Source organism: Streptomyces lanatus, from assembly GCF_014655715.1.
GTDB classification, from domain to species: domain Bacteria; phylum Actinomycetota; class Actinomycetes; order Streptomycetales; family Streptomycetaceae; genus Streptomyces; species Streptomyces lanatus.
In genome coordinates this window covers 522210-544239 of sequence record NZ_BNBM01000003.1, presented here as the reverse complement: position 1 = coordinate 544239, position 22030 = coordinate 522210, and the positions used below count along the sequence as shown (strand labels likewise).

The following is a 22030-nucleotide window of genomic DNA, read 5'->3' as shown; positions in this document are numbered from 1 at the left end:
CGGGCCCGCTCGAAGGGGTTGTGTCTAGGCGGCGGGCAGCCGAACCCTAAACCTTTGCACAGTATCTACGACAGGTCGGGGTACCGCGCCGCCCGAGACATCACAGTCTCGTGAGGATTGTGCGTGACATGCGGTTCGCAGCCGGAACGCCCTACTGTCCCGCCCCACCCGTGCCGGGCGTCACACCCGGGGCAGTGACTCCACCCCGATGCCGCCCTCGATCGCCAGGATCCGGTGCAGCCGGGTGGCCACCAGCAGGCGCTGCATCTGCGGCGGCACGCCACGCAGCACCAGGCGCCGGCCGCAGCGGCCGGCCCGCCGATGAGCTCCCATGATCACCCCGAGTCCGGTGGCGTCCCAGAACTCCAGCTCGGACAGGTCGAGCACCAGATCGCCGACTCCGTCGTCGACGGCCGAGTGCAGGACCGTACGGGCGTCCGCCGCGCTGCGGACGTCGAGGCGGCCCCCGACGACCAGCTCGGCGTGGTCGCCCCTGATGTGCATATGCGCTCCCCAAGCGTGCGTTCGTGCTCCGCGGTGTGTTGTCTGTGTCTTCGGGTCTCTGTGCTTGCTGTGCTCGCTGTGCCTGTGCTTGTTCTGAGACTTCGCAGTGGCCGCTGATGCAACCTCTGACTGCGTTGAGCGGCCAGAGGTTGCCGTCTGTAAGCGAACCGATACCGAATTCACCCCATCGCGTGACGCGCCGAGGGGCTGTGCGGTGGTCTACGAAACCTCAGTAGCTGTAAAAGCCTTGCCCGCTCTTGCGGCCGATGTCACCCGCGTCCACCATCCGGCGCATCAGCTCCGGCGGGGCGAACTTCTCGTCCTGGGACTCGGTGTAGATGTTGCTGGCGGCGTGCAGCAGGATGTCGACACCGGTGAGGTCGGCCGTGGCCAGCGGGCCCATGGCGTGACCGAAGCCCAGCTTGCAGGCGAGGTCGATGTCCTCGGCGGTGGCGACGCCCGACTCGTAGAGCTTGGTGGCCTCGACCACGAGGGCCGAGATCAGCCGGGTGGTGACGAATCCTGCGACGTCCCGGTTCACGACGATGCAGGTCTTGCCGACGGACTCGGCGAACTCTCGCGCGGTGGCGAGCGTTTCGTCGCTCGTCTTGTAGCCGCGGACCAGCTCGACGAGCTGCATCATCGGCACCGGCGAGAAGAAGTGCACACCGACGACCCGCTCGGGGCGCTCGGTGGCCGCCGCGATCTTGGTGATCGGGATGGCGGAGGTGTTGGAGGCGAGCACGGTGTCGTCGCGCACGATCTTGTCGAGCGCGCGGAAGATCTCGTGCTTGACCTCGAGCTTCTCGAAGACGGCCTCGACCACGACGTCCGCTTCGGCGACGGCGTCCAGGTCGGTGGTCGCGGTGATACGGGCGAGGGCGGCGTCGGCGTCGTGCGCCTCCAGCCTGCCCTTGCTGACGAACTTGTCGTACGACGCCTTGATGCCGTCGGTGCCACGCTTCAGTGCCTCGTCGGTGACGTCCCGCAGGACGACGTCCCAGCCCGCCTGAGCGGAGACCTGGGCGATCCCGGAACCCATCAAGCCGGCGCCGATGACGGCAAGCTTCCGTGCCACTGTTGCGACTCCCCTTTGAAACGCCTTACACCCTGTTTACGTTGCTCTTCGGCGGACCTTAGCGGTCGTGGGGCACTGTGTGACCGGTTAGTAACGCGAGTCACGTCTCAACTGACGGACATCACACCGGCACGGGTCACGAAGCGCCTCGGACGGCGTAGTTGAGCACCTTCTCGCTCAACAGCTCCTCGATGTCGTCGAGAAGCACGAGCACCTCGCGTGACACTTTGCCCGGATTTCGCCCGGCGACCATCTCCCGCCCGATATGGACGAACACGGTCTGATGGATCCAGGCGACCTGACCGGCGATCAGCCCCGGCAGCGGGTCGGAGTCGTCCGCGCCGACTTCGTCCCGCAGGGTCGACTCCAGATGGTCGTGGATCTCCTGCTGCATGCTCCACAGCCGGGAGCGCAGCGGCGGCGCCTCATGGATGACGCGCATGAACCGGTCGTAGCCCGCCATGAGGCCGACCCTGGGCGAGACGGCCTCGACCTCGGCGCGCAGCTCGCGCAGCACGGCGCGGGCGGCAGACTCCCCCTCCTCCCGCGCGCGCACCCAGCGGGAGAGCTGGTCGACGACGCCGGCGGAGCGGTCGAAGAAGAGGTCCTCCTTCGCCGGGAAGTAGTTGTAGACGGTGTTCACGGAGACGTCGGCGGCCTCGGCCACCTCGGCGATGGTCACGGTCACGAAGCCGTGCTCCAGGAACAGCCCGGTGGCGATGTCCGAGATCCGCTGCCGCGTCTCGCGCTTCTTGCGCTCCCTGAGCCCTTCCGCCATGACCCCATCCTAGCTTCCATGGGCTCATTCAAACTTTGGGGTGATTGCAAAATTTAAGGGACTCTGTTTTTCTGGGGTCATGCCCATCATCAGTACGGCCGGACTGGCCCGTACCTTCCAGACCAAGCGCGGCCCGGTGGAGGCCGTGCGCGTCATCGACCTGACCGTCCGGGAAGGCGAGATCCTCGGCTTCCTGGGCCCGAACGGAGCAGGCAAGACGACGACCCTGCGGATGCTGACGACCCTGCTGGCACCCACCGGCGGCGCGGCCACCGTCGCCGGCTGCGATCTCGCGACCGACCCCGCGGGGGTGCGCCGGGCGTGTGGATACGTGGCGCAGTCGGGCGGCGTCGACCCGCAGATCACCGTGCGGGAGGAGCTGATCACCCAGGGCCGCCTGTACCGCCTGACGAAGGCGCAGGCCGCCGAGCGCGCCGAGGAGTTGGCCCGCGACCTGGGCCTGACCGACCTCCTCGACCGCAAGGCGGGCGCGCTCTCCGGCGGCCAGCGGCGCCGCCTCGACATCGCGATGGCGCTCACCCACCGCCCGAAGGTGCTGTTCCTGGACGAGCCGACGACCGGACTCGACCCCGCCAGCAGGGCCGACCTGTGGGCTCTGATCCGACGCCTGCGCGACGAGCACGGCACGACGGTGTTCCTCACCACGCACTACCTGGACGAGGCCGACGCCCTCTCCGACCGCCTGGTGATAGTCGACCAGGGCGTGGTCGTCGCGGAGGGCACACCGACCGCGCTGAAACTGGCGCACGGCGGCTCGATCGACGCCTCGCTCCAGGACACCTTCCTCGCCATCACCGGCCGCGGTCCCGTCCCGGCCGACGCCGCCCCCGTAGCCGTATAGGAATCCCCAGATGCTGCTCCAGGACACGGCCCTCATCTACGGCCGCTACGCCCGCCAGACCCTCCGCTCCCGCTTCGCCCTGCTCTTCGGCGTGCTGATGCCGCTGCTGTATCTGCTGTTCTTCGGCCCGCTGCTGACGAATCTGCCGCTGGGCGGGCAGGGCAGCTCATGGCAGGTACTGGTCCCCGGCCTCCTGCTCCAACTCGGCCTGTTCGGGGCGTCGTTCGCGGGCTTCACGATCATCATCGAGAACAGCCAGGGGGTGGTGGAGCGGATGCGGGTGACCCCGGTCAGCCGCCTCGCCCTGCTCCTCGGCCGCGTCCTGCGGGACGCGACACTGTTCGTCTTCCAGGCGGTGCTCCTGGTCCTGGCGGCACTGGCGATGGGCCTGAGGGCTCCGCTCCCCGGCGTCCTGATCGGCTTCGCCTTCGTCGCACTGCTGACGGTGTCACTGGCCTCACTGTCGTACGCGCTCGCGATGAAGGTCCGCACCCCGCAGGAGTTCGGCCCGGCGATCAACGCCACGACGATGCCGATGATGCTGCTGAGCGGCCTGATGCTGCCGATGACACTGGGACCGACCTGGCTGGACGTCCTCTCCCACTTCACCCCGTTCCGCTATCTGGTGGACGCGATACGGGACGCGTACATCGGCTCCTACACCACGGCACACATGCTGTACGGCACCCTCGTCGCCATCGCCTTCGCGGCACTGGCCGTGACGGTCGGCACACGCGTGTTCCGAACGGCCGGGGCCTAACTAGGCTGACCTCATGGTCAATCTGACACGCATCTACACCAGGACCGGCGACCAGGGCACCACCGCCCTCGGCGACATGAGCCGGGTCGCCAAGACCGACCTGCGGATCTCGGCGTACGCCGACGCCAATGAGGCGAACGCGGTGATCGGCACGGCGATCGCGCTGGGCGGCCTGGCCGAGGAGGTCGTCAAGGTCCTCACCCGGGTGCAGAACGACCTGTTCGACGTGGGTGCGGACCTGTCGACGCCGGTGGTGGAGAACCCGGAGTTCCCGCCCCTGCGGGTGGAGCAGTTCTACATCGACAAGCTGGAGGCGGACTGCGACCACTTCAACGAGCAGCTGGAAAAGCTCCGCTCCTTCATCCTCCCCGGCGGCACCCCGGGCGCGGCCCTCCTCCACCAGGCCTGCACGGTCGTCCGCCGGGCGGAGCGCTCGACATGGTCGGCCCTGGAGGCGCACGGCGAGACGATGAACCCCCTGACGGCGACCTACCTGAACCGCCTGTCCGACCTCCTGTTCATCCTGGCGAGGACGGCGAACAAGGAGGTCGGGGACGTGCTGTGGGTGCCGGGCGGGGAGCGCTAGGCGCTCATCGACCGGCTCGCTCCTTCGACGTGTCGAACCGGTCGGCGGGCTCGGGCCCACCCTTCGGCTGCTTCGGCCAGATCAGGTAGGCCAGCGCCACCAACCCATGAATCCCCGCAGCTCGCAGCGCCACCCACTGGAACGACCGCAGAGACGACGTATCCCCGTCCCCGACATACCAGATCGCCCCCTGCAACAGAGCCAGAGCCACCGCCGCCCCAAGCAGCGTCCGCAGCCACAGCCCACCCTCGTGCCGGGCCCGTGCCATGCCGTACTGCGGGGGCTTGGGCGGGCGGGGTGCGCCGGCCAGGCGGTGCGCGGCGTGGCCGTCCAGCCAGCGGATCGTGTAGTGGCCGTACGCCACGGTGTAGCCGATGTAGATCGCGGCCAGGCCATGCTCCCAGCCCGGCTCCGCGCCGTTCTTCAGATCGATCGCCGTGGCGACGAACAGGACCAGCTCCAGCACCGGCTCGCACAGCAGCAGCACCACGCTCGTGCGGCGCCACTTCAGCAGGTAGCGCACGGAGAGGCCCAGCGCCAGCAGCACCCAGAAGCCGACCTCGCAGGCGATGATGAGGGCGACGATCACAACTTGCTCCCTTCGGTCACCTTTCCAGGCTCCCGTCGGGACCGGCCGTATTCGTCGTCGGCGGTGACGAACTCGCGGTACATCGAAAGATGCAGTGCGGGACCGTCCCCCGGAATCACGCGCCGACCCGGGCACACCGTGTTGGATGGAGTCATGGTCCTCCCCCGCCCGCACCGCTTCGACGTGTACATCGCCGTCGGCGGACTGCTCGGCGGCCTGCTGCTGGTGGGCATTGGCCTGGCCACCCGTCCCGCCAAGGACCCGATCACCCTCTTCGACGGCCCCTGGCCGATCCTGGTGCCGCTCACCGTGCTGGCCGGCTGCGAGCTGCTGCGCCGGGCCGCCCCGCGCACGGCGCTGCTGACCGGCACGGTCGCGATCAGCGCGGACGTCATGACCCAGGGCAGCCTGGCGTCGATCCTGATGTTCACCGACATCATGTACGCCGCCGTGCTGTACGGCCCGCTCGCCTCGGCCCGCCGTATCCAGTGGATCACCGGCCTGCTCACGGTGGCCGCGACCCTGGTGCCGTTCGCGATCTGGCGCATTCCGGAGGCGCTGCTGATCGGTGTGGTGGTCGGCATCGTGGCGTACGGACCGGCCGCGACGGGCTGGATCGTGCGCAATCACCGTGACGCCGCCGAGGCGGCACGGCTGCGCGCCGAGCAGACCGCGCTGCTGGCCGAGATCGACCGCTCCCAGGCGGTCGTCGCCGAACGCGCACGTATGGCCCGCGAGTTGCACGACATGGTCGCCAACCATCTCTCCGCGATCGCCATCCACTCCACGGCCGCGCTCTCCATCGGCGATGCCAAGACCTCGCAGGAGGCCCTGTCGGTCATCCGCGAGAACAGCGTCGAGGGACTCGCCGAGATGCGCCGGCTGATCGGCATCCTGCGGGACGCCGGCGGCGACACCGAGCCGGTGGCCGCGCCCACCCTGGACGGGCTCGGCGCCCTAGCGGCCGGCGCCCGCACCAACGGCCTCGACGTCCACCTCGACTCGGACCCCGGCACCGTCCCGGCCCCCGTCGAGCTCGCCGCCTACCGCATCGTCCAGGAATCCCTGACCAACGCCCTCAAGCACGCCTCCCCCGGCCGGGTCACGGTGGCCCTCGCCCAGCGGGACGGCTCCCTCACCGTCTCCGTGACCAGCCCGTTCGGCGACCACGACGGGCCGCGCGCACCCGGTTCCGGCGCCGGGCTCGTCGGGATGCAGGAGCGGGTCGCCCTGCTGGGCGGCACCTTCGAGGCCGGACCCGAGCAGTCGGCGGACGGCAAGATCTGGGTCGTACGCGCCGCGCTGCCGCTGACCGAAGGAGACCTCGCATGATCCGTGTGCTCGTCGCCGAGGACCAGTCCGCCGTACGCGCCGGGCTGGTCCTCATCCTGCGCAGCGCGCCCGACATCGAGGTGGTCGGCGAGGCGGCGGACGGTGAGCAGGCGGTGGAGCTGGCCCGGGAGCTCAGGCCCGACCTGGTGCTGATGGACATTCAGATGCCGCGTCTGGACGGGATGTCGGCCACCCGCAAGGTCGTCGAGGAGCGGCTCGCGGATGTGCTCGTGCTGACCACCTTCGATCTCGATGAGTTTGTCTTCGGGGCGCTGCGGGCGGGCGCCTCCGGCTTTCTGCTGAAGAACACCGACGCCCGCGACCTGCTGGAGGCGGTCCGTACCGTGGCGCGCGGCGAGGGCCTGATCGCCCCGGCCGTCACCCGGCGCCTGATCGCCGAGTTCGCCGCGAAGCCGGTACGGGAGCCGAAGGCCGACCCGTCCGTCCTGGACTGCCTCACCCGCCGGGAACGCGAGGTGCTGTCCTGCCTGGGCGAGGGCCTGTCCAACGCCGATATCGCGACCCGGCTCGACATGGCCGAGGCGACCGTGAAGACACATGTCAGCCGATTGCTGGGCAAGCTGGAACTGCGCAGCCGGGTCCAAGCGGCCGTACTGGCGCAGGAGTTGGGGATCTAGTCGGCCGCGGTCGGGACCGACGGACAACTGGTCCAGACCTATTGACCTGTGGTCCAGACCTTTCTATTCTCACCGCACCATGAATGGGCGTGAGGCTCAGTCATGCCCCTCAACTCCCCGACAAGGAGGCGCAGCATGCGCTTCAGACACAGAGCCATGGCGGGGTTCGCGACCCTGCTGCTCCCGCTGGCCGGTCTGGTCGGCCTCGCGAGCCCGGCCGAAGCCGCGACTTCCGCCACCGCCACCTACGCCAAGACCCAGGACTGGGGCTCCGGCTTCGAGGGCAAGTGGACGGTGAAGAACACCGGCACCACCTCCCTCAGCTCCTGGACCGTCGAGTGGGACTTCCCCTCCGGCACCTCCGTCACCTCCGCCTGGGACGCCGACGTCACCTCCTCCGGCACCCACTGGACCGCCAAGAACAAGTCCTGGAACGGCACCCTCGCCCCCGGCGCCTCCGTCTCCTTCGGCTTCAACGGCTCCGGCTCCGGCTCCCCCGCCAACTGCAAGCTGAACAGCGGCAGTTGTGACGGCGGCACCACCGAGCCCGGCGACAGCGCGCCCAGCGCTCCCGGCGCCCCCACCGCCTCCGACATCACCAACACCTCGGTGAAGCTCAGCTGGTCCGCCGCAACCGACGACAAGGGCATCAAGAACTACGACGTCCTGCGCGACGGCGCCAAGGTCGCCACCGTGACGACGACGTCGTACAGCGACACCGGCCTGACCGCCGGCACCGACTACTCCTACACCGTCCAGGCCCGCGACACCGCCGACCAGACCGGCCCGGTCAGCGGCGCCCGCGCGGTGCGCACCACCGGCGGCACCACCGACCCGCCGCCCACCGGCGACAAGGTCAAGCTCGGCTACTTCACCGAGTGGGGCGTCTACGGCCGCAACTACCACGTAAAGAACCTGGTGACCTCGGGCTCCGCCTCGAAGATCACGCACATCAACTACGCGTTCGGCAACGTCAAGAACGGTCAGTGCACCGTCGACGACACCTACGCCGCCTACGACAAGGCCTACACCGCCGACCAGTCCGTCAGCGGCACCGCCGACACCTGGGACCAGCCGCTGCGCGGCAACTTCAACCAGCTGCGCCAGCTGAAGGCCAAGTACCCGCACATCAAGGTGCTGTACTCCTTCGGCGGCTGGACCTACTCCGGCGGCTTCGGCCAGGCCGCCGCCAACGCGGCCGCGTTCGCCAAGTCCTGCAAGGCCGTGGTCGAGGACCCGCGCTGGGCCGATGTCTTCGACGGCATCGACATCGACTGGGAGTACCCGAACGCCTGCGGCCTGACCTGCGACACCAGCGGGCCCGCGGCCTTCAAGAACCTCATGTCCGCCCTCCGCACCGAGTTCGGCTCCAACTACCTGGTCACCGCGGCCATCACCGCCGACGGCTCCTCCGGCGGCAAGATCGACGCGGCCGACTACGGCGGCGCCTCGCAGTACCTCGACTGGTACAACGTGATGACGTACGACTACTTCGGCGCCTTCAACGCCCAGGGCCCGACCGCGCCGCACTCACCGCTCACGTCGTACCCCGGCATCCCGCAGGCGGGCTTCAACTCCGCCGACGCGATCGCCAAGCTCAAGTCCAAGGGCGTGGCGTCCAAGAAGCTGCTCCTCGGCATCGGCTTCTACGGCCGCGGCTGGACCGGCGTCACCCAGGCCGCCCCCGGCGGCACGGCGACCGGCGCGGCCCCCGGCACCTACGAGGCCGGCATCGAGGACTACAAGGTCCTCAAGAACTCCTGCCCCGCGAACGGCACCATCGCCGGCACGGCATACGCCTACTGCGGCAACAACTGGTGGTCGTACGACACCCCGTCGACGATCGCCGGGAAGATGACCTGGGCCAAGAACCAGGGCCTGGGCGGCGCGTTCTTCTGGGAGTTCAGCGGCGACACCGGCAACGGTGAGCTGGTGACCGCCATCAACAACGGGCTGTCGTAAACGAGTTACTAGGCGACATTGACGCGCTGACCGGGCGGGGCCGCTTCGAGCCACGCGAGGAATCCGGTCAGCGCGTCCTCGCTCATGGCGAGTTCGAGGCGCGTGCCCCGGTGCAGACAGGTGAGGATCACCGCGTCGGAGAGCAGCGCCAGCTCCTCCTCGCCGTCGGGTACCCGGCGGCCGGCCACCTCGATGGCGGAGCGCTCCAGGATGCGGCGCGGGCGATAGGCGTAGGAGAAGACGCGGTACCACTCGATGCGGTCGCCGTTGTAGCGGGCGACCCCGTACGACCAGCCTTTGCCGCTGGTATCGGATTTCTCCGGCACGTCCCAGCGCAGGGAACAGTCGAAAGTGCCACCGGAGCGCTGGATGAGTCTGCGGCGCAGGCCGAAGACGAACAGTCCCAGCACCACCAGGGCGACAACGATTCCGCACACAGTCAGAGCGAGGACCATCGACACCGACCTCCTCGTCTCCTAGGTAACGGAACGGAAAAAACTTCCATATCTGCCTCAGCCGCGACCGGCACCGGATTGCTCCGGTCCCAGCCGCGGCTGAGTGACGTCATCGCGTGCGCTCCCCCAGAGCCTAGACGGCTCCGAAGGTGACCCCGGGGGTCAGCGCGCCGTCGCAGCCTGCAGGCGGACCTCCGCGCGGCGGCCTGCGGACGCGTCGTCGTCCGACTTCGCGCGCTCCAGCGCCCGCTCCGCGCGCTGGACGTCGATCTCGTCCGAAAGCTCGGCGATCTCGGCCAGCAGCGACAGCTTGTTGTCCGCGAACGAGATGAAACCGCCGTGCACCGCGGCGATGACGGTTCCACCTTCACTCGTACGGATGGTCACCGGGCCCGACTCCAGCACACCGAGCAGCGGCTGGTGACCGGGCATGACGCCGATGTCGCCGGACGTGGTGCGCGCGACGACCAGGGTGGCCTGGCCCGACCAGACCTCACGGTCGGCGGCGACCAGCGCGACGTGCAGCTCAGCAGCCAAGGTGGCTCCTCGGGTCACCACCCGGCGGTTGTGCCGGGTGTTGGTTACAAGTCTAGTAGGCAAGGAAGAGGGGGCGGGACGTGCCCCCGCCCCCTCATCAAGAGCTCAATGGCTCACGAAGACCGGTGCGTCAGGAGACGCCCAGCTCCTTCGCGTTCTTCTTGAGGTCCTCGAGACCACCGCACATGAAGAACGCCTGCTCCGGGAAGTGGTCGAACTCACCGTCGCAGATCGCGTTGAACGCGGTGATCGACTCGTCCAGCGGCACGTCCGAGCCGTCCACACCGGTGAACTGCTTGGCGACGTGCGTGTTCTGGGACAGGAAGCGCTCGACGCGGCGGGCACGCTGGACGACCAGCTTGTCCTCCTCGCTGAGCTCGTCGATACCGAGGATCGCGATGATGTCCTGGAGGTCCTTGTACTTCTGCAGGATCCCCTTGACGCGCATGGCGGTGTTGTAGTGGTCCTGCGCGATGTAGCGCGGGTCCAGGATCCGGGACGTGGAGTCCAGCGGGTCCACGGCCGGGTAGATGCCCTTCTCGGAGATCGGACGGGACAGAACCGTCGTCGCGTCGAGGTGGGCGAAGGTGGTGGCCGGGGCCGGGTCGGTCAGGTCGTCCGCGGGGACGTAGATCGCCTGCATCGAGGTGATCGAGTGACCACGGGTCGAGGTGATGCGCTCCTGGAGGAGACCCATCTCGTCGGCCAGGTTCGGCTGGTAGCCCACCGCGGAGGGCATACGGCCGAGCAGGGTCGACACCTCGGAACCGGCCTGCGTGAAGCGGAAGATGTTGTCGATGAAGAACAGCACGTCCTGCTTCTGCACATCGCGGAAGTACTCCGCCATGGTCAGACCGGCGAGGGCCACGCGCAGACGGGTGCCCGGGGGCTCGTCCATCTGACCGAAGACCAGGGCGGTCTTGTCGATGACGCCCGACTCGCTCATCTCGTCGATGAGGTCGTTGCCCTCACGGGTGCGCTCACCGACACCGGCGAACACCGACACACCGTCGTGGTTGTTGGCGACGCGGTAGATCATCTCCTGGATGAGCACCGTCTTGCCGACGCCGGCACCGCCGAACAGGCCGATCTTTCCACCCTTGACGTACGGGGTGAGAAGGTCGATGACCTTGACGCCGGTCTCGAACATCTCGGTCTTCGACTCGAGCTCGTCGAAGTTCGGGGCCTTGCGGTGGATGGACCAGCGCTCGCCGTCGTACTTCTCGTCGACGTTCAGCACCTCACCGAGGGTGTTGAACACCTTGCCCTTGGTGAAGTCGCCGACCGGGACGGTGATGCCGTCGCCGGTGTCGGTGACCGCGGCCTGGCGGACCAGACCGTCGGTGGGCTGCATGGAGATGGTGCGGACCAGGCCGTCACCCAGGTGCTGGGCGACCTCCAGGGTCAGCGTCTTCTTCTCGCCGGCGTTGGCCGGGTCGGCCACCTCGACGTGAAGGGCGTTGTAGATGTCCGGCATCGCGTCGACGGGGAACTCCACGTCGACGACCGGGCCGATGACCCGGGCGACGCGGCCCGTGGCCGTCGCGGTCTCAACAGTGGTGGTCATTAGCGGTCACTCCCCGCGGTCGCGTCGGCCAGGGCTGCGGTGCCACCGACGATCTCGCTGATTTCCTGGGTGATTTCGGCCTGGCGGGCCGCGTTGGCAAGCCGGGACAGCGTCTCGATGAGCTCTCCGGCGTTGTCGGTGGCCGACTTCATCGCGCGCCGCGTGGCGGCGTGCTTGGAGGCGGCCGACTGAAGCAGCGCGTTGTAGATCCGGCTCTCGACGTACCGCGGCAGCAGGGCGTCGAGGACGTCCTCCGCCGACGGCTCGAAGTCGAACAGCGGGAGGATCTCGCCCTTGGTGGCGGTCTCCTCCGCGACCTCTTCGAGGCTGAGCGGCAGAAGCTGGGCGTCCAGCGCCTGCTGCGTCATCATCGAGACGAACTCGGTGTAGACGATGTGGAGTTCATCCACGCCGCCCTCGGCCGTCTCCGTCTCGATGGCCTCGATCAGCGGGGCCGCGACCTTCTTGGCGTCCGCGTACGTGGGCTCGTCGGTGAAGCCGCTCCACGACTCCGCGATCTTGCGCTCACGGAAGTTGTAGTGCGCCACACCACGGCGGCCGACGATGTAGACGTCGACCTCCTTGCCCTCGCGCTCCAGGCGCTCGGTCAACTGCTCCGCCGCCTTGATGGCGTTGGAGTTGAAGGCGCCGGCGAGGCCACGGTCGCTCGTCAGGAGCAGCACCGCGGACCGCGTGACCGTTTCGGCCTTCGTGGTCAGCGGGTGCCTGGTGTTCGAGCCGGTGCCGACCGCCGTGACCGCGCGGGTGAGCTCGGTCGCGTACGGCGCGGAGGCCGCCACCTTGCGCTGCGCCTTGACGACGCGCGAGGCGGCGATCATCTCCATCGCCTTCGTGATCTTCTTGGTCGCGGTGACGGATCGGATGCGACGCTTGTAGACCCGGAGCTGGGCTCCCATGAGTCAGGTCCCTTCCTTACGTCACTTGGCGGCAGCGGCCGAAGCCTCTTCGCCGAGCAGCTTGCCGTCGGCGGTCTCGAACTGCTTCTTGAACTCCGCGATGGCGTCGGCGACGGCGGTGAGCGTGTCGTCCGACATCTTGCCGCCCTCCTTGATGGAGGTCATGAGGCCCTGCTCCTTGCGGTGCAGGTACTCCAGGAGCTCCTTCTCGAAGCGGCGGATGTCGACGACCGGTACGTCGTCCATCTTGCCGGTGGTGCCGGCCCACACGGAGACGACCTGGTCCTCGGTGGACATCGGCTCGTACTGGGCCTGCTTCAGCAGCTCGACCATGCGCTGACCGCGCTCCAGCTGCGCCTTCGACGCGGCGTCCAGGTCGGAACCGAAGGCGGCGAACGCCTCCAGCTCACGGAACTGGGCCAGGTCCACGCGCAGACGGCCGGAGACCTGCTTCATCGCCTTGTGCTGCGCGGAACCACCGACTCGGGAGACGGAGATACCGACGTTCAGCGCGGGGCGCTGACCGGCGTTGAACAGGTCCGACTCCAGGAAGCACTGGCCGTCGGTGATGGAGATGACGTTGGTCGGGATGAACGCCGAGACGTCGTTGGCCTTGGTCTCGACGATCGGCAGACCCGTCATCGAACCGGCGCCCATGTCGTCGGAGAGCTTCGCGCAGCGCTCCAGCAGACGGGAGTGCAGGTAGAAGACGTCACCCGGGTAGGCCTCACGGCCCGGCGGGCGGCGCAGCAGCAGGGACACGGCGCGGTAGGCGTCGGCCTGCTTCGAGAGGTCGTCGAAGATGATGAGGACGTGCTTGCCCTCGTACATCCACTGCTGGCCGATGGCCGAACCGGTGTACGGCGCCAGGTACTTGAAGCCGGCCGGGTCGGACGCCGGGGCGGCGACGATGGTCGTGTACTCCAGCGCGCCGTTCTCCTCCAGGGCACCGCGCACGGACGCGATGGTGGAGCCCTTCTGGCCGATGGCGACGTAGATGCAGCGGACCTGCTTCTTCGGGTCGCCCGAGCGCCAGTTGTCGCGCTGGTTGATGATCGTGTCGACGGCCAGGGCGGTCTTGCCGGTCTGACGGTCACCGATGACCAGCTGACGCTGGCCACGGCCGATCGGGGTCATCGCGTCGACGGCCTTGTAGCCGGTCTCCATCGGCTCGTGCACCGACTTACGGGCCATGACGCCCGGGGCCTGCAGCTCGAGGGCGCGACGTCCGCTGGTCTCGATCTCGCCGAGGCCGTCGATCGGGTTGCCGAGCGGGTCGACGACGCGGCCGAGGTAGCCCTCGCCGACGGCCACGGAGAGCACCTCACCGGTGCGCTGCACCGGCTGACCCTCCTCGATACCGCTGAACTCACCGAGGACGATGGCGCCGATCTCGCGCTCTTCCAGGTTCAGCGCGAGGCCGAGGGTGCCGTCCTCGAACTTCAGAAGTTCGTTGGCCATGGCCGAGGGCAGACCCTCGACCTTCGCGATGCCGTCGCCGGCAAGGGTGACCGTACCGACCTCCTCGCGCGAGGCCGCGTCCGGCTTGTACGACTGGACGAAGTTCTCCAGCGCGTCCCGGATCTCCTCCGGCCGGATCGTGAGCTCCGCCATCTGGGTTCCCTGCTCTCCTTGTTGGGCCCGAAGTTTCACTTTGGGGGGATGGGGACTCCCCCCATGAACGAGGTGAATCCTCTGCACGGCCCAACCGGGCCGTAGGTACGTACTGCTTACTGCTTATGAAGTTGCTGCTAGCCCGCCAGTCGGCGGCCGGCGTCCTCGATGCGGTCCGCGAGGGAGCCGTTGATGACCTCGTCGCCGACCTGCACCCGGATTCCGCCTACGACCTCGGGGTCCACGTCGATGTTGAGGTGCATCGTGTGGCCGTAGAGCTTTCCGAGGGCGGCGCCGAGGCGCTGCCTCTGCGTGTCGCTCAGCGGCACCGCCGTGGTCACGACGGCCACCAGGCGCTGCCTGCGCTCGGCGGCGAGCTTGGACAGGGACTCCAGTCCCGACTCCAGGCTACGTCCACGCGGCGCGGTCACAAGACGCGTCACCAGACGCTCGGTGGTCGCCTTGGCCCGGCCGCCGAGCAGGCTGCGCAGCAGCTCGCCCTTGGCCGAGGTGGTGGCGGAGCGGTCGGTCAGCGCGGCGCGCAGCTCGGTGCTGCCGGACACGATCCGGCCGAACCGGAACAGCTCGTCCTCGACGTCGTCGAGGGTGCCGTTCTTCTGCGCGGCGGTGAGGTCGGCGGTGTCCGCCAGCTCCTCCAGCGCGTCCACCAGGTCGCGGGACTGCGACCAGCGGGAGCGCACCATGCCGGCCAGCAGGTCAGCGGCCTCGCCGCCGACCTGGCCACCGAGCAGGCGCTGGGCCAGTTCGGCCTTGGCCTCGCCGGCCTGCGCCGGGTCGGTCAGGACCCGACGCAGCGACACCTCGCGGTCGAGCAGCGCGGTGACGGCGGCCAGCTCGTCGGCGAGCCGGGCGGCGTCCACGGACGTGTTGTCCGTCAGCGCGTCGAGTCGCTCGCGTGCGGCTGCCAGGGCCTCGCGGCTCGCTCCGTTCATCGTCCGGCCTCGGCCTTCTCCTCGAGCTCGTCGAGGAAGCGGTCGATGACGCGGCTCTGCCGGGCGTGGTCCTCGAGGGACTCACCGACGAGCTTGCCGGCCAGGTCGGTGGCGAGCTTGCCGACGTCCTGGCGCAGCGCGGAGGACGCGGCCTTGCGGTCGGCCTCGATCTGGGCGTGACCGGCGGCGACGATCTCCTCGCGCTGCCGCTGGCCTTCCGCACGCATCTCGGCGATGAGCGCGGCACCCTGCTCCTGCGCCTCCTGACGCAGCCGCGCGGCCTCGTGCCGGGCCTCGGCGAGCTGGGCCTTGTACTGCTCCAGAACGCTCTGTGCCTCGGTCTGGGCGGCCTCGGCCTTCTCGATACCGCCCTCGATGGCCTCGCGGCGCTCTTCCAGAACCTTGTTGATGTTCGGGAGGAGCTTCTTGGCGAGGAAGCCGAAGACGATGACGAAGGCGAGCAGGCCGATGACAAGCTCAGGGATCGGCGGAACGAGGGGGTTCTCCTCGTTCGCCGCGATGAGCAGCGGGCTCATGTGAGTGCCTTTCGTCTAGTCGGCTGGACTGGTGTGGTGGATCAGTAGCCGTAGACGAACGGCATGACCAGACCGATCAGGGCGAGCGCCTCACAGAAGGCGAAGCCGAGGATCTGGTTGGCACGGATCAGGCCGGCGGCCTCGGGCTGACGGGCCAGGGCCTGGGTGCCGTTACCGAAGATGATGCCGACGCCGACGCCGGGGCCGATCGCGGCGAGGCCGTAACCGATGGAGCCGAGGGAGCCTTCGACAGCAGCAAGGGTCTGGGACATGCCAGTTCTTCCTTTTCTTTACGGACCGGTGGGGGTTGGCCACCGGACGAATTATGGAGGTGAAAAAGGGGCGGTGGCTCAGTGGTGCTCGGCGAGAGCGCCCTGGATGTAGGTACACGTCAGCAGGACGAACACATACGCCTGCAGGGCCTGGATGAACAGCTCGAAGGCGGTCATCACGATGACCATCACGAACGAGACACCCGCGTAGGCGATGCCCCAGCTGTTCAGCATGTACCAGCTGGCGATCGTGAACAGCAGCAGCAGGGTGTGACCGGCGAACATGTTCGCGAACAGTCGCACAGCGTGCGTGAACGGGCGGATCAGCAGGTTGGAGAACAGCTCGATCGTCATCGACAGCGGCAGCACCGCGCCGAGCGACTTGTCGTAGCCGGTGACGTTCTTCCAGAAGCCGACGAAGCCCTGCCGCTTGAAAGTCAGCGAGACCCACACGACATAGACGATCAGCGCCAGGACCAGCGGGTAGGAGATGATCCCGGTGACCGGGAACTGGGCGATCGGAACGATCGACCAGAGGTTCATCATCCAGACGAAGAAGAAGAGCGAAACGACGAGCGGTACGTACTTCTCGCCTTCCTTCTTACCGATGGTCTCGTAGACCACACCGCGCCGGATGAAGTCGTAGCCCGCCTCGGCGACCATCTGGAGCTTGCCGGGGACGACCTGCGGCCGGCGGAACGCGGCCCAGAAGAAGCCGATGACGATGACCGAGCCGAGCAGCGCCAGCAGCATCGTCTTGTTGAAGTACAGGTTGCTGTCACCGTCGCCCCACAGGGGCTGGAACAGGAACGAGTGCAGGCCCGGAGAAACCTCGGCAAAGCCACACCCGTCGAAAAGGTGGCAGTCGGTCTCGAAGGCGAGCACCTGCGTCGGGTCAGCACTCACCGCGGGCTCCTTCAGCGTGGCGCATAGGTACGGCAACCTCGTTGTGTCGGCGCGGCGCGCAGCCGCGGTTCGGCACGGGACTGGTGTTACGGATGTGGGGGCGGCTGGGGGGCATCGAGCCTCGCGATTGAGCAGGCGTCAGCTTGGATGCCCGCGCCCGCGATGCCGCAGTTGGCACCGGACGATAGCAGGACTTCTCAAGCGCCCTTATCCCGCCCCTACCTCTCACGACGAGTGCCCCGTCTTTTCGGACTTGCCGTCCTTGGAGGAGGCGTCCGAATCGGGTTCTACGTAGAGGATCTTGGCCTTCATGTGGGCACGCGTCTGCATGGCGATCCACACGAGAGTGGTTCCGAGCAGTGTGAACGCGAAGACCCGCGGGTTGAACAGCGTCGTGTTCTTGAACGCGGCCATGAAGATGAACAGCAGCAGGATCTGCGCTGCGTACAGCATCAGACCCATTGCCTGGAACAGATGCGGAAGCGATTTGGCAGTGCGCTGAAGAACGTAGAGACCGAGCCCCATGAAAAGGATCACGACCACCGTGGCGACCACCGCGCCGATCGCTCCCTTGCCACCGGCGACCACGCCACTGACGACGGCGGCGACAGCGCCGGCGACGACTGTGGGTACAGCGGCCTGGAGCAGGGTGCGGGCGTCATTGGACGGCATGGCGGCAACTCCGCTTTCACGGTGGGGGCAGGGTGTCGTCATGGACGAGCGTAGTCCCGGGCTGAGAGAGAACCTCACGCCGGTGGACCGTCGCACTTCGGTCCTTCGGCTCTGTCCCGGGGTTCTCGTGAACCGTATCACAAACTATTTGATGAGGTCTTTACCTGGATGGTGTGCTCGGCGTCACACATGAGAGTGAACCTGCACGTCTGTGCAGAATCACGGTCGACTTGTCTGGTATTGGGGAGCTTCGTTCCCCCATGACTTGGCAATGCTCTAGTCAGATTCTTACCTTGCGGCTTGGCTTACCTTGACCGTCAGCGCGACGTTCCAGCCTTACGCCGGTCCAGCAGACGCGATCGAGCACCGATAGCAGTAGCCCCGTTGACGCGTCCCGCCCCGGCCGCGACCGGTGTGCGTGGCTGTCCGTCGGGCAGGGCATCCGCCGCGGCGTCGGCCGATACCTGGCCGGCGACCGTGCGGGGCGTCGTGGCCGCCGGCTCCGAGATCGGTCCGCCTCGGCGGTAGCGCGGCGGGACGAATGCCTCCGCCCAGCGCGGGGCTCGGGGTGTGAAGCGTGGGAGCAGGAGCAGGGCCAGGCCGATGGCGCTCAGGAACACCACGCCCAGCACGATCCACATCGACGCCGAGTTCACGGAGTACGCGAGCGCGCCGAAGGCGATCAGCGCCGACCAGAAGTACATGATCAGCACCGCGCGGCTGTGGGAGTGGCCGATCTCCAGGAGGCGGTGGTGGAGGTGGCCGCGGTCCGCGGCGAAGGGCGACTGGCCGCGCCAGGTGCGGCGCACGATCGCCAGGACCAGGTCGGCCGCCGGGATCGCGATGATCGTCAGCGGGAGGAGAAGGGGGATGTACACCGGGACCGTCTGGTGCACCGCCGCCTTCTCCGAGCCCGCGAACAGCTTCAGCGCGTCCGGGTCGACCTGTCCCGTGATCGAGATAGCGCCCGCTGCAAGGACCAGGCCGATCAGCATCGAGCCCGAGTCGCCCATGAAGATCCGCGCCGGGTGCATGTTGTGCGGCAGGAAGCCCAGGCACATGCCCATCAGGATCGCCGAGAACAGGGTGGCCGGGGCGGCGGCCTCGATGCCGTACGACACCCAGACGCGGTAGGCGTAGAGGAAGAACGCCGCCGAGGCGATGCAGACCATGCCGGCCGCCAGGCCGTCCAGGCCGTCCACGAAGTTGACCGCGTTGATGGTGATCACGACCAGGGCGACCGTGAGGAGGGTGCCCTGCCACTGGGTCAGGGCGACATTGCCCACCGTCGGGATCGGCAGCCACAGGATCGTCAGGCCCTGCATGACCATGACGCCGGCGGCGATCATCTGGCCGCCCAGCTTGATCAGGGCGTCGATCTCGAACTTGTCGTCCAGGACGCCGATCAGCCAGATGAGCGCCGCTCCGGAGAGCAGCGCCCGCGGTTCGTTGGACTTCTCGAAGACGGTACTGAGGTTCGTGAGGTGGTCGGCGACCAGCAGGCCTGCGCACAGGCCGAAGAACATCGCGATACCGCCGAGCCGCGGAGTGGGTTCCCGGTGCACATCACGTGCCCGGATCTCCGGCATCGCTCCGGCGACGATCGCGAACTTCCGTACCGGCCCTGTCAGCAGATACGTCACCGCGGCCGTCACGCAGAGCGTCAGCAGGTATTCACGCACAGGCTTCCCCACAAGTCTCGCTGGCCATCTCAGCCCCACACCCTAGCGACGGTCGCATACGCGACGCATATGTGTGGGGACTTCCGGGTAGCGACGATGGTTGCACGAGTGGCTGTGTACGGCGGCGCGGGTACCCCTCCTCAAGCGGGATACGGCGGAAATCTACCGGTCAGCTCCCGCACTTCTTCACGTACCTTCTGGCTTTCGGTCGCTCCCCGGAGCACCTGCGCCAGCGTAGCGGCGAGCCACACCATCTCCTCCTCCCCCATGCCCTGGGTGGTGACGGCCGCCGTACCGAGGCGCAGGCCACGGGTGTCGCCGTGCGGCAGCGCACAGCAGTCGAGGACGATCCCGGCCGCCGCGAGCCGTCCGCGGGCCTCACGGCCGTCGACGCCGAGGGGCGCCGGGTCGGCGGTGATGAGGTGGGTGTCGGTGCCGCCCGTGGTGACGACGAGTCCCTCCGCGGCCAGCCCGGACGCGAGGGCTCGTGCGTTGGCGACCACCTGATGGGCGTACACCGCGAACGCCGGCGTTGCCGCCTCCCCGAACGCGACGGCCTTGGCGGCGATGGTGTGCATCTGGGCGCCGCCCTGAGTGAAGGGGAAGACGGCCCGGTCGACGCGCTCGGCGAGATCCGCGCCGCACAGGAGCATGCCGCCGCGCGGGCCGCGCAGCACCTTGTGCGTGGTGGCGCACACCACATCGGCGTACGGCACCGGACTGGGCGCCGCTCCCCCGGCGACGAGCCCCATGGGGTGGGCGGCGTCGGCGATGAGATACGCGCCCACCTCGTCGGCGATGTCGCGGAAGAAGGCGTAGTCGATGTGCCGGGGGTAGGCGATGGAGCCGCAGACGATCGCCTTGGGCCGGTGTGCCAGGGCCAGGGTGCGCACCTGGTCGTGGTCGATGAGCCCGGTCTCGGCGTCCACGCCGTAGCCGACGAAGTCGAACCAGCGGCCGGAGAAGTTGGCGGGCGAGCCATGGGTGAGGTGTCCGCCGTACGGCAGTCCGAGGGCGAGGACGGTGTCGCCGGGGCGCAGCAGGGCGGCGTACGCGGCGAGCACCGCCGACGATCCCGAGTGGGACTGGACGTTGGCGTGCTCGGCCCCGAACAGCGCCTTGGCCCGCTCGACGGCGAGCCGCTCGGCGACGTCGACCATCTCGCACCCACCGTGGTAGCGCCCGCCCGGATAGCCCTCGGCGTACTTGTTGGCCAGCGCCGACCCGAGCGCCGCCAGCACGGCGGGCGACGTGTAGTTCTCGGCGGCGATCAGCTGGAGCGTCGTCGACTGCCGCTCCAACTCCCCGAGCAGGATGTCGGCCAGCTGCGGGTCCTGGCGGCGCAGGACATCGGCCTCGAGGGTATGGGTGACCGACATGGTGGGCTCCGGGCGTGCGTCGACAGTGACGTACGTCCAATGTAGGCCCGAGGCGCTAGGGGCGCCCTGTGTTGTTACGTCCTCTGTTGTCACATCCTGGCGGGGACACCCGTGAGTGCCGTCACCACCGGATCCAGCGCCTGGTGTATCTCGTCCCCCACGGACCGGAAGAACCCCAGCGGCGCCCCGTACGGGTCGTACACCTCGTCCGCCTCCGCCGTGGGCGCCAGGAGCCACCCGCGTAGAGCCGCCGCCGCGCGGACCAGGGCGCGTGCGCGCAGGACGACGCCGTCCTCCAGGGGAGGGAGCGTGGTCGGGTCTATCGCGCGGACCAGGCGGGTGAACTCCTTCAGGGTGAAGGTGCGCAGGCCCGCCGAGTGGCCCATGGAGATGACCTGGGCGCGGTGGTCGCGGGTGGCCGTGAGGACGAGGTCGGCCATGATGACGTGCTCGTCGAGGAGCTCGCGGCCGGTGAAGCCGGAGGCGTCCGCGCCGAAGTCGGCGAGGACGGTCTCCGCGTTGGATTCCATGGGCGCGCCCTCATGGCCCCAGGTGCCCGCGCTCTCCACGATCAGCCCGCCGCCGAGCACCCCGAGCCGCTGCGTGACGAAATGACGCGTCAGCCGCTCGGTCATCGGCGAGCGGCACACGTTGCCGGTGCTGACGTGGAGGATGCGGAAGCTGTCGCGCGGGAGTCCCACGAAGGTCGTCGTGATCTCTGCCGCGCTTTCCCCGTTGCCTATGCCACGCCCCGCTTCAGGGGCTGTCAATTGGCCACCTCGAGGTCGGGTACGACCTTCCGCAGCTCCTCTGCCGAGATGGCGCCCTCGCGCAGGAGGAGGGGGATCTCGCGGGTGACGTCGACGATGGAGGACGGGACGTTGCCGGGGGTCGGGCCGCCGTCCAGGTACACGGAAACCGAGTCGCCGAGCATCTCCTGCGCCGCGTCACAGTCCTCCGGCGCCGGGTGCCCGGTGAGGTTCGCCGAGGACACCGCCATCGGGCCGAACTCCGTCAGCAGCTCGATCGCCACCGGGTGCAGTGGCATGCGCACGGCAACCGTGCCCCGGGTGTCGCCCAGGTCCCACTGCAGCGACGGCTGGTGCTTGGCGACCAGTGTCAGCGCGCCCGGCCAGAACGCGTCGACCAGCTCCCAGGCCAGCTCGGAGAAGTCGGTGACGAGACCATGGAGCGTGTTCGGGGAGCCGATCAGCACAGGGGTCGGCATGGTGCGGCCGCGCCCCTTGGCCTCCAGCAGATCGCCGACGGCCTCCTTGGAGAACGCGTCGGCGCCGATGCCGTACACCGTGTCGGTCGGGAGGACCACCAGTTCGCCACGGCGGACGGCGGACGCGGCCTCGCGCAGACCCGTCGTACGGTCCGTCGCGTCGTTGGTGTCGTATCGCCGTGCCATATCTAGCGGGCCTCCTCGTACACGAAGTACACGTACA

At 68.4% G+C, this 22030-nt stretch carries 24 protein-coding genes; 6 read left to right on the top strand and 18 right to left on the bottom strand.

The features are described from left to right. Nucleotides 1–180: 180 nt before the first annotated feature. From IE325_RS11495 to IE325_RS11485, 3 genes are all read right to left on the bottom strand, one after another. Nucleotides 181–504 (bottom strand): STAS domain-containing protein, encoded by a 324-nt coding sequence (locus IE325_RS11495; RefSeq protein ID WP_019760944.1) that lies wholly within the window; start codon nucleotides 502–504, stop codon nucleotides 181–183. Nucleotides 505–733: 229 nt separating this feature from the next. After that, nucleotides 734–1582, bottom strand: a complete 849-nt coding sequence (locus IE325_RS11490; protein WP_190069685.1) for a 3-hydroxyacyl-CoA dehydrogenase family protein — start codon at nucleotides 1580–1582, stop codon at nucleotides 734–736. 136 nt (nucleotides 1583–1718) lie between these two features. Then, nucleotides 1719–2360: a TetR/AcrR family transcriptional regulator gene (locus tag IE325_RS11485; RefSeq protein WP_190069684.1), complete on the bottom strand. Its 642-nt coding sequence runs from the start codon at nucleotides 2358–2360 to the stop codon at nucleotides 1719–1721. 79 nt (nucleotides 2361–2439) lie between these two features. Here IE325_RS11485 and IE325_RS11480 point away from each other — a divergent pair, with 79 nt between their 5' ends. The 3 genes from IE325_RS11480 to IE325_RS11470 are packed head-to-tail and all read left to right on the top strand — an operon-like array spanning nucleotide 2440 to nucleotide 4568. Further along, nucleotides 2440–3222: an ABC transporter ATP-binding protein gene (locus tag IE325_RS11480; protein WP_190069683.1), complete on the top strand. Its 783-nt coding sequence runs from the start codon at nucleotides 2440–2442 to the stop codon at nucleotides 3220–3222. Between the two features lie 10 nt (nucleotides 3223–3232). Continuing rightward, a complete protein-coding gene (locus IE325_RS11475) occupies nucleotides 3233–3982 on the top strand; it encodes an ABC transporter permease (RefSeq protein WP_190069682.1) in 750 nt (249 codons plus the stop codon). 13 nt (nucleotides 3983–3995) lie between these two features. Next, entirely contained in the window at nucleotides 3996–4568 is a 573-nt protein-coding gene (locus IE325_RS11470; protein ID WP_190069681.1) for a cob(I)yrinic acid a,c-diamide adenosyltransferase, read from the top strand. A 4-nt stretch (nucleotides 4569–4572) separates the two neighbouring features. Here the strand turns inward: IE325_RS11470 and IE325_RS11465 are convergent, their stop codons facing one another. Continuing rightward, nucleotides 4573–5157, bottom strand: coding sequence for a hypothetical protein (locus tag IE325_RS11465; protein WP_190069680.1), 585 nt, complete (start codon nucleotides 5155–5157; stop codon nucleotides 4573–4575). Nucleotides 5158–5310: 153 nt separating this feature from the next. Here IE325_RS11465 and IE325_RS11460 point away from each other — a divergent pair, with 153 nt between their 5' ends. From IE325_RS11460 to IE325_RS11450, 3 genes are all read left to right on the top strand, one after another. Next, the gene (locus tag IE325_RS11460; protein ID WP_190069679.1) at nucleotides 5311–6489 is read left to right on the top strand and encodes a sensor histidine kinase; all 1179 of its coding nucleotides are present in this window, start codon (nucleotides 5311–5313) and stop codon (nucleotides 6487–6489) included. Beyond that, complete coding sequence (locus tag IE325_RS11455) at nucleotides 6486–7127, top strand: response regulator (RefSeq protein WP_190069678.1); 642 nt, start codon at nucleotides 6486–6488, stop codon at nucleotides 7125–7127. Before IE325_RS11460 ends, IE325_RS11455 begins: the two co-directional genes overlap by 4 nt. Nucleotides 7128–7262: 135 nt before the next feature. Further along, a complete protein-coding gene (locus IE325_RS11450) occupies nucleotides 7263–9089 on the top strand; it encodes a glycoside hydrolase family 18 chitinase (RefSeq protein ID WP_190069677.1) in 1827 nt (608 codons plus the stop codon). Between the two features lie 8 nt (nucleotides 9090–9097). Here the strand turns inward: IE325_RS11450 and IE325_RS11445 are convergent, their stop codons facing one another. The 14 genes from IE325_RS11445 to IE325_RS11380 all read right to left on the bottom strand — a co-directional run bounded on the left by IE325_RS11445 (nucleotide 9098) and on the right by IE325_RS11380 (nucleotide 21993). Beyond that, nucleotides 9098–9544, bottom strand: coding sequence for a DUF2550 domain-containing protein (locus IE325_RS11445; RefSeq protein WP_190069676.1), 447 nt, complete (start codon nucleotides 9542–9544; stop codon nucleotides 9098–9100). Nucleotides 9545–9706: 162 nt separating this feature from the next. Then, nucleotides 9707–10081: a F0F1 ATP synthase subunit epsilon gene (locus IE325_RS11440; RefSeq protein WP_126395091.1), complete on the bottom strand. Its 375-nt coding sequence runs from the start codon at nucleotides 10079–10081 to the stop codon at nucleotides 9707–9709. A 130-nt stretch (nucleotides 10082–10211) separates the two neighbouring features. After that, nucleotides 10212–11648: a F0F1 ATP synthase subunit beta gene (gene atpD / locus IE325_RS11435; protein WP_190069675.1), complete on the bottom strand. Its 1437-nt coding sequence runs from the start codon at nucleotides 11646–11648 to the stop codon at nucleotides 10212–10214. After that, complete coding sequence (locus tag IE325_RS11430; RefSeq protein WP_190069674.1) at nucleotides 11648–12565, bottom strand: F0F1 ATP synthase subunit gamma; 918 nt, start codon at nucleotides 12563–12565, stop codon at nucleotides 11648–11650. Before IE325_RS11430 ends, atpD begins: the two co-directional genes overlap by 1 nt. Nucleotides 12566–12586: 21 nt before the next feature. Next, nucleotides 12587–14179 carry a F0F1 ATP synthase subunit alpha gene (gene atpA / locus IE325_RS11425; protein ID WP_190069673.1) on the bottom strand — a complete coding sequence of 531 codons (1593 nt, stop codon included), beginning with the start codon at nucleotides 14177–14179 and terminating at the stop codon, nucleotides 12587–12589. A 137-nt stretch (nucleotides 14180–14316) separates the two neighbouring features. Next, nucleotides 14317–15132 (bottom strand): F0F1 ATP synthase subunit delta, encoded by an 816-nt coding sequence (locus tag IE325_RS11420; RefSeq protein ID WP_190069672.1) that lies wholly within the window; start codon nucleotides 15130–15132, stop codon nucleotides 14317–14319. Then, nucleotides 15129–15668 (bottom strand): F0F1 ATP synthase subunit B, encoded by a 540-nt coding sequence (locus IE325_RS11415; RefSeq protein WP_190069671.1) that lies wholly within the window; start codon nucleotides 15666–15668, stop codon nucleotides 15129–15131. The genes IE325_RS11420 and IE325_RS11415 overlap by 4 nt, the downstream gene beginning before the upstream one ends. A gap of 41 nt (nucleotides 15669–15709) precedes the next feature. After that, nucleotides 15710–15940, bottom strand: a complete 231-nt coding sequence (atpE, locus tag IE325_RS11410) for an ATP synthase F0 subunit C (protein ID WP_009321656.1) — start codon at nucleotides 15938–15940, stop codon at nucleotides 15710–15712. A 78-nt stretch (nucleotides 15941–16018) separates the two neighbouring features. After that, nucleotides 16019–16846, bottom strand: a complete 828-nt coding sequence (gene atpB, locus IE325_RS11405; RefSeq protein ID WP_190069670.1) for a F0F1 ATP synthase subunit A — start codon at nucleotides 16844–16846, stop codon at nucleotides 16019–16021. Between the two features lie 225 nt (nucleotides 16847–17071). Next, a complete protein-coding gene (locus IE325_RS11400; protein ID WP_190069669.1) occupies nucleotides 17072–17518 on the bottom strand; it encodes a Cg1360 family ATP-synthase-associated protein in 447 nt (148 codons plus the stop codon). Nucleotides 17519–17835: 317 nt separating this feature from the next. Further along, nucleotides 17836–19200 (bottom strand): MraY family glycosyltransferase, encoded by a 1365-nt coding sequence (locus tag IE325_RS11395; protein WP_190069668.1) that lies wholly within the window; start codon nucleotides 19198–19200, stop codon nucleotides 17836–17838. Between the two features lie 140 nt (nucleotides 19201–19340). Further along, nucleotides 19341–20579 carry a serine hydroxymethyltransferase gene (glyA, locus tag IE325_RS11390; RefSeq protein WP_190069667.1) on the bottom strand — a complete coding sequence of 413 codons (1239 nt, stop codon included), beginning with the start codon at nucleotides 20577–20579 and terminating at the stop codon, nucleotides 19341–19343. 89 nt (nucleotides 20580–20668) lie between these two features. Next, complete coding sequence (locus tag IE325_RS11385; RefSeq protein ID WP_190069666.1) at nucleotides 20669–21349, bottom strand: arsenate reductase/protein-tyrosine-phosphatase family protein; 681 nt, start codon at nucleotides 21347–21349, stop codon at nucleotides 20669–20671. Next, nucleotides 21346–21993: an L-threonylcarbamoyladenylate synthase gene (locus IE325_RS11380; protein ID WP_190069665.1), complete on the bottom strand. Its 648-nt coding sequence runs from the start codon at nucleotides 21991–21993 to the stop codon at nucleotides 21346–21348. The genes IE325_RS11385 and IE325_RS11380 overlap by 4 nt, the downstream gene beginning before the upstream one ends. Nucleotides 21994–22030 lie beyond the last annotated feature (37 nt).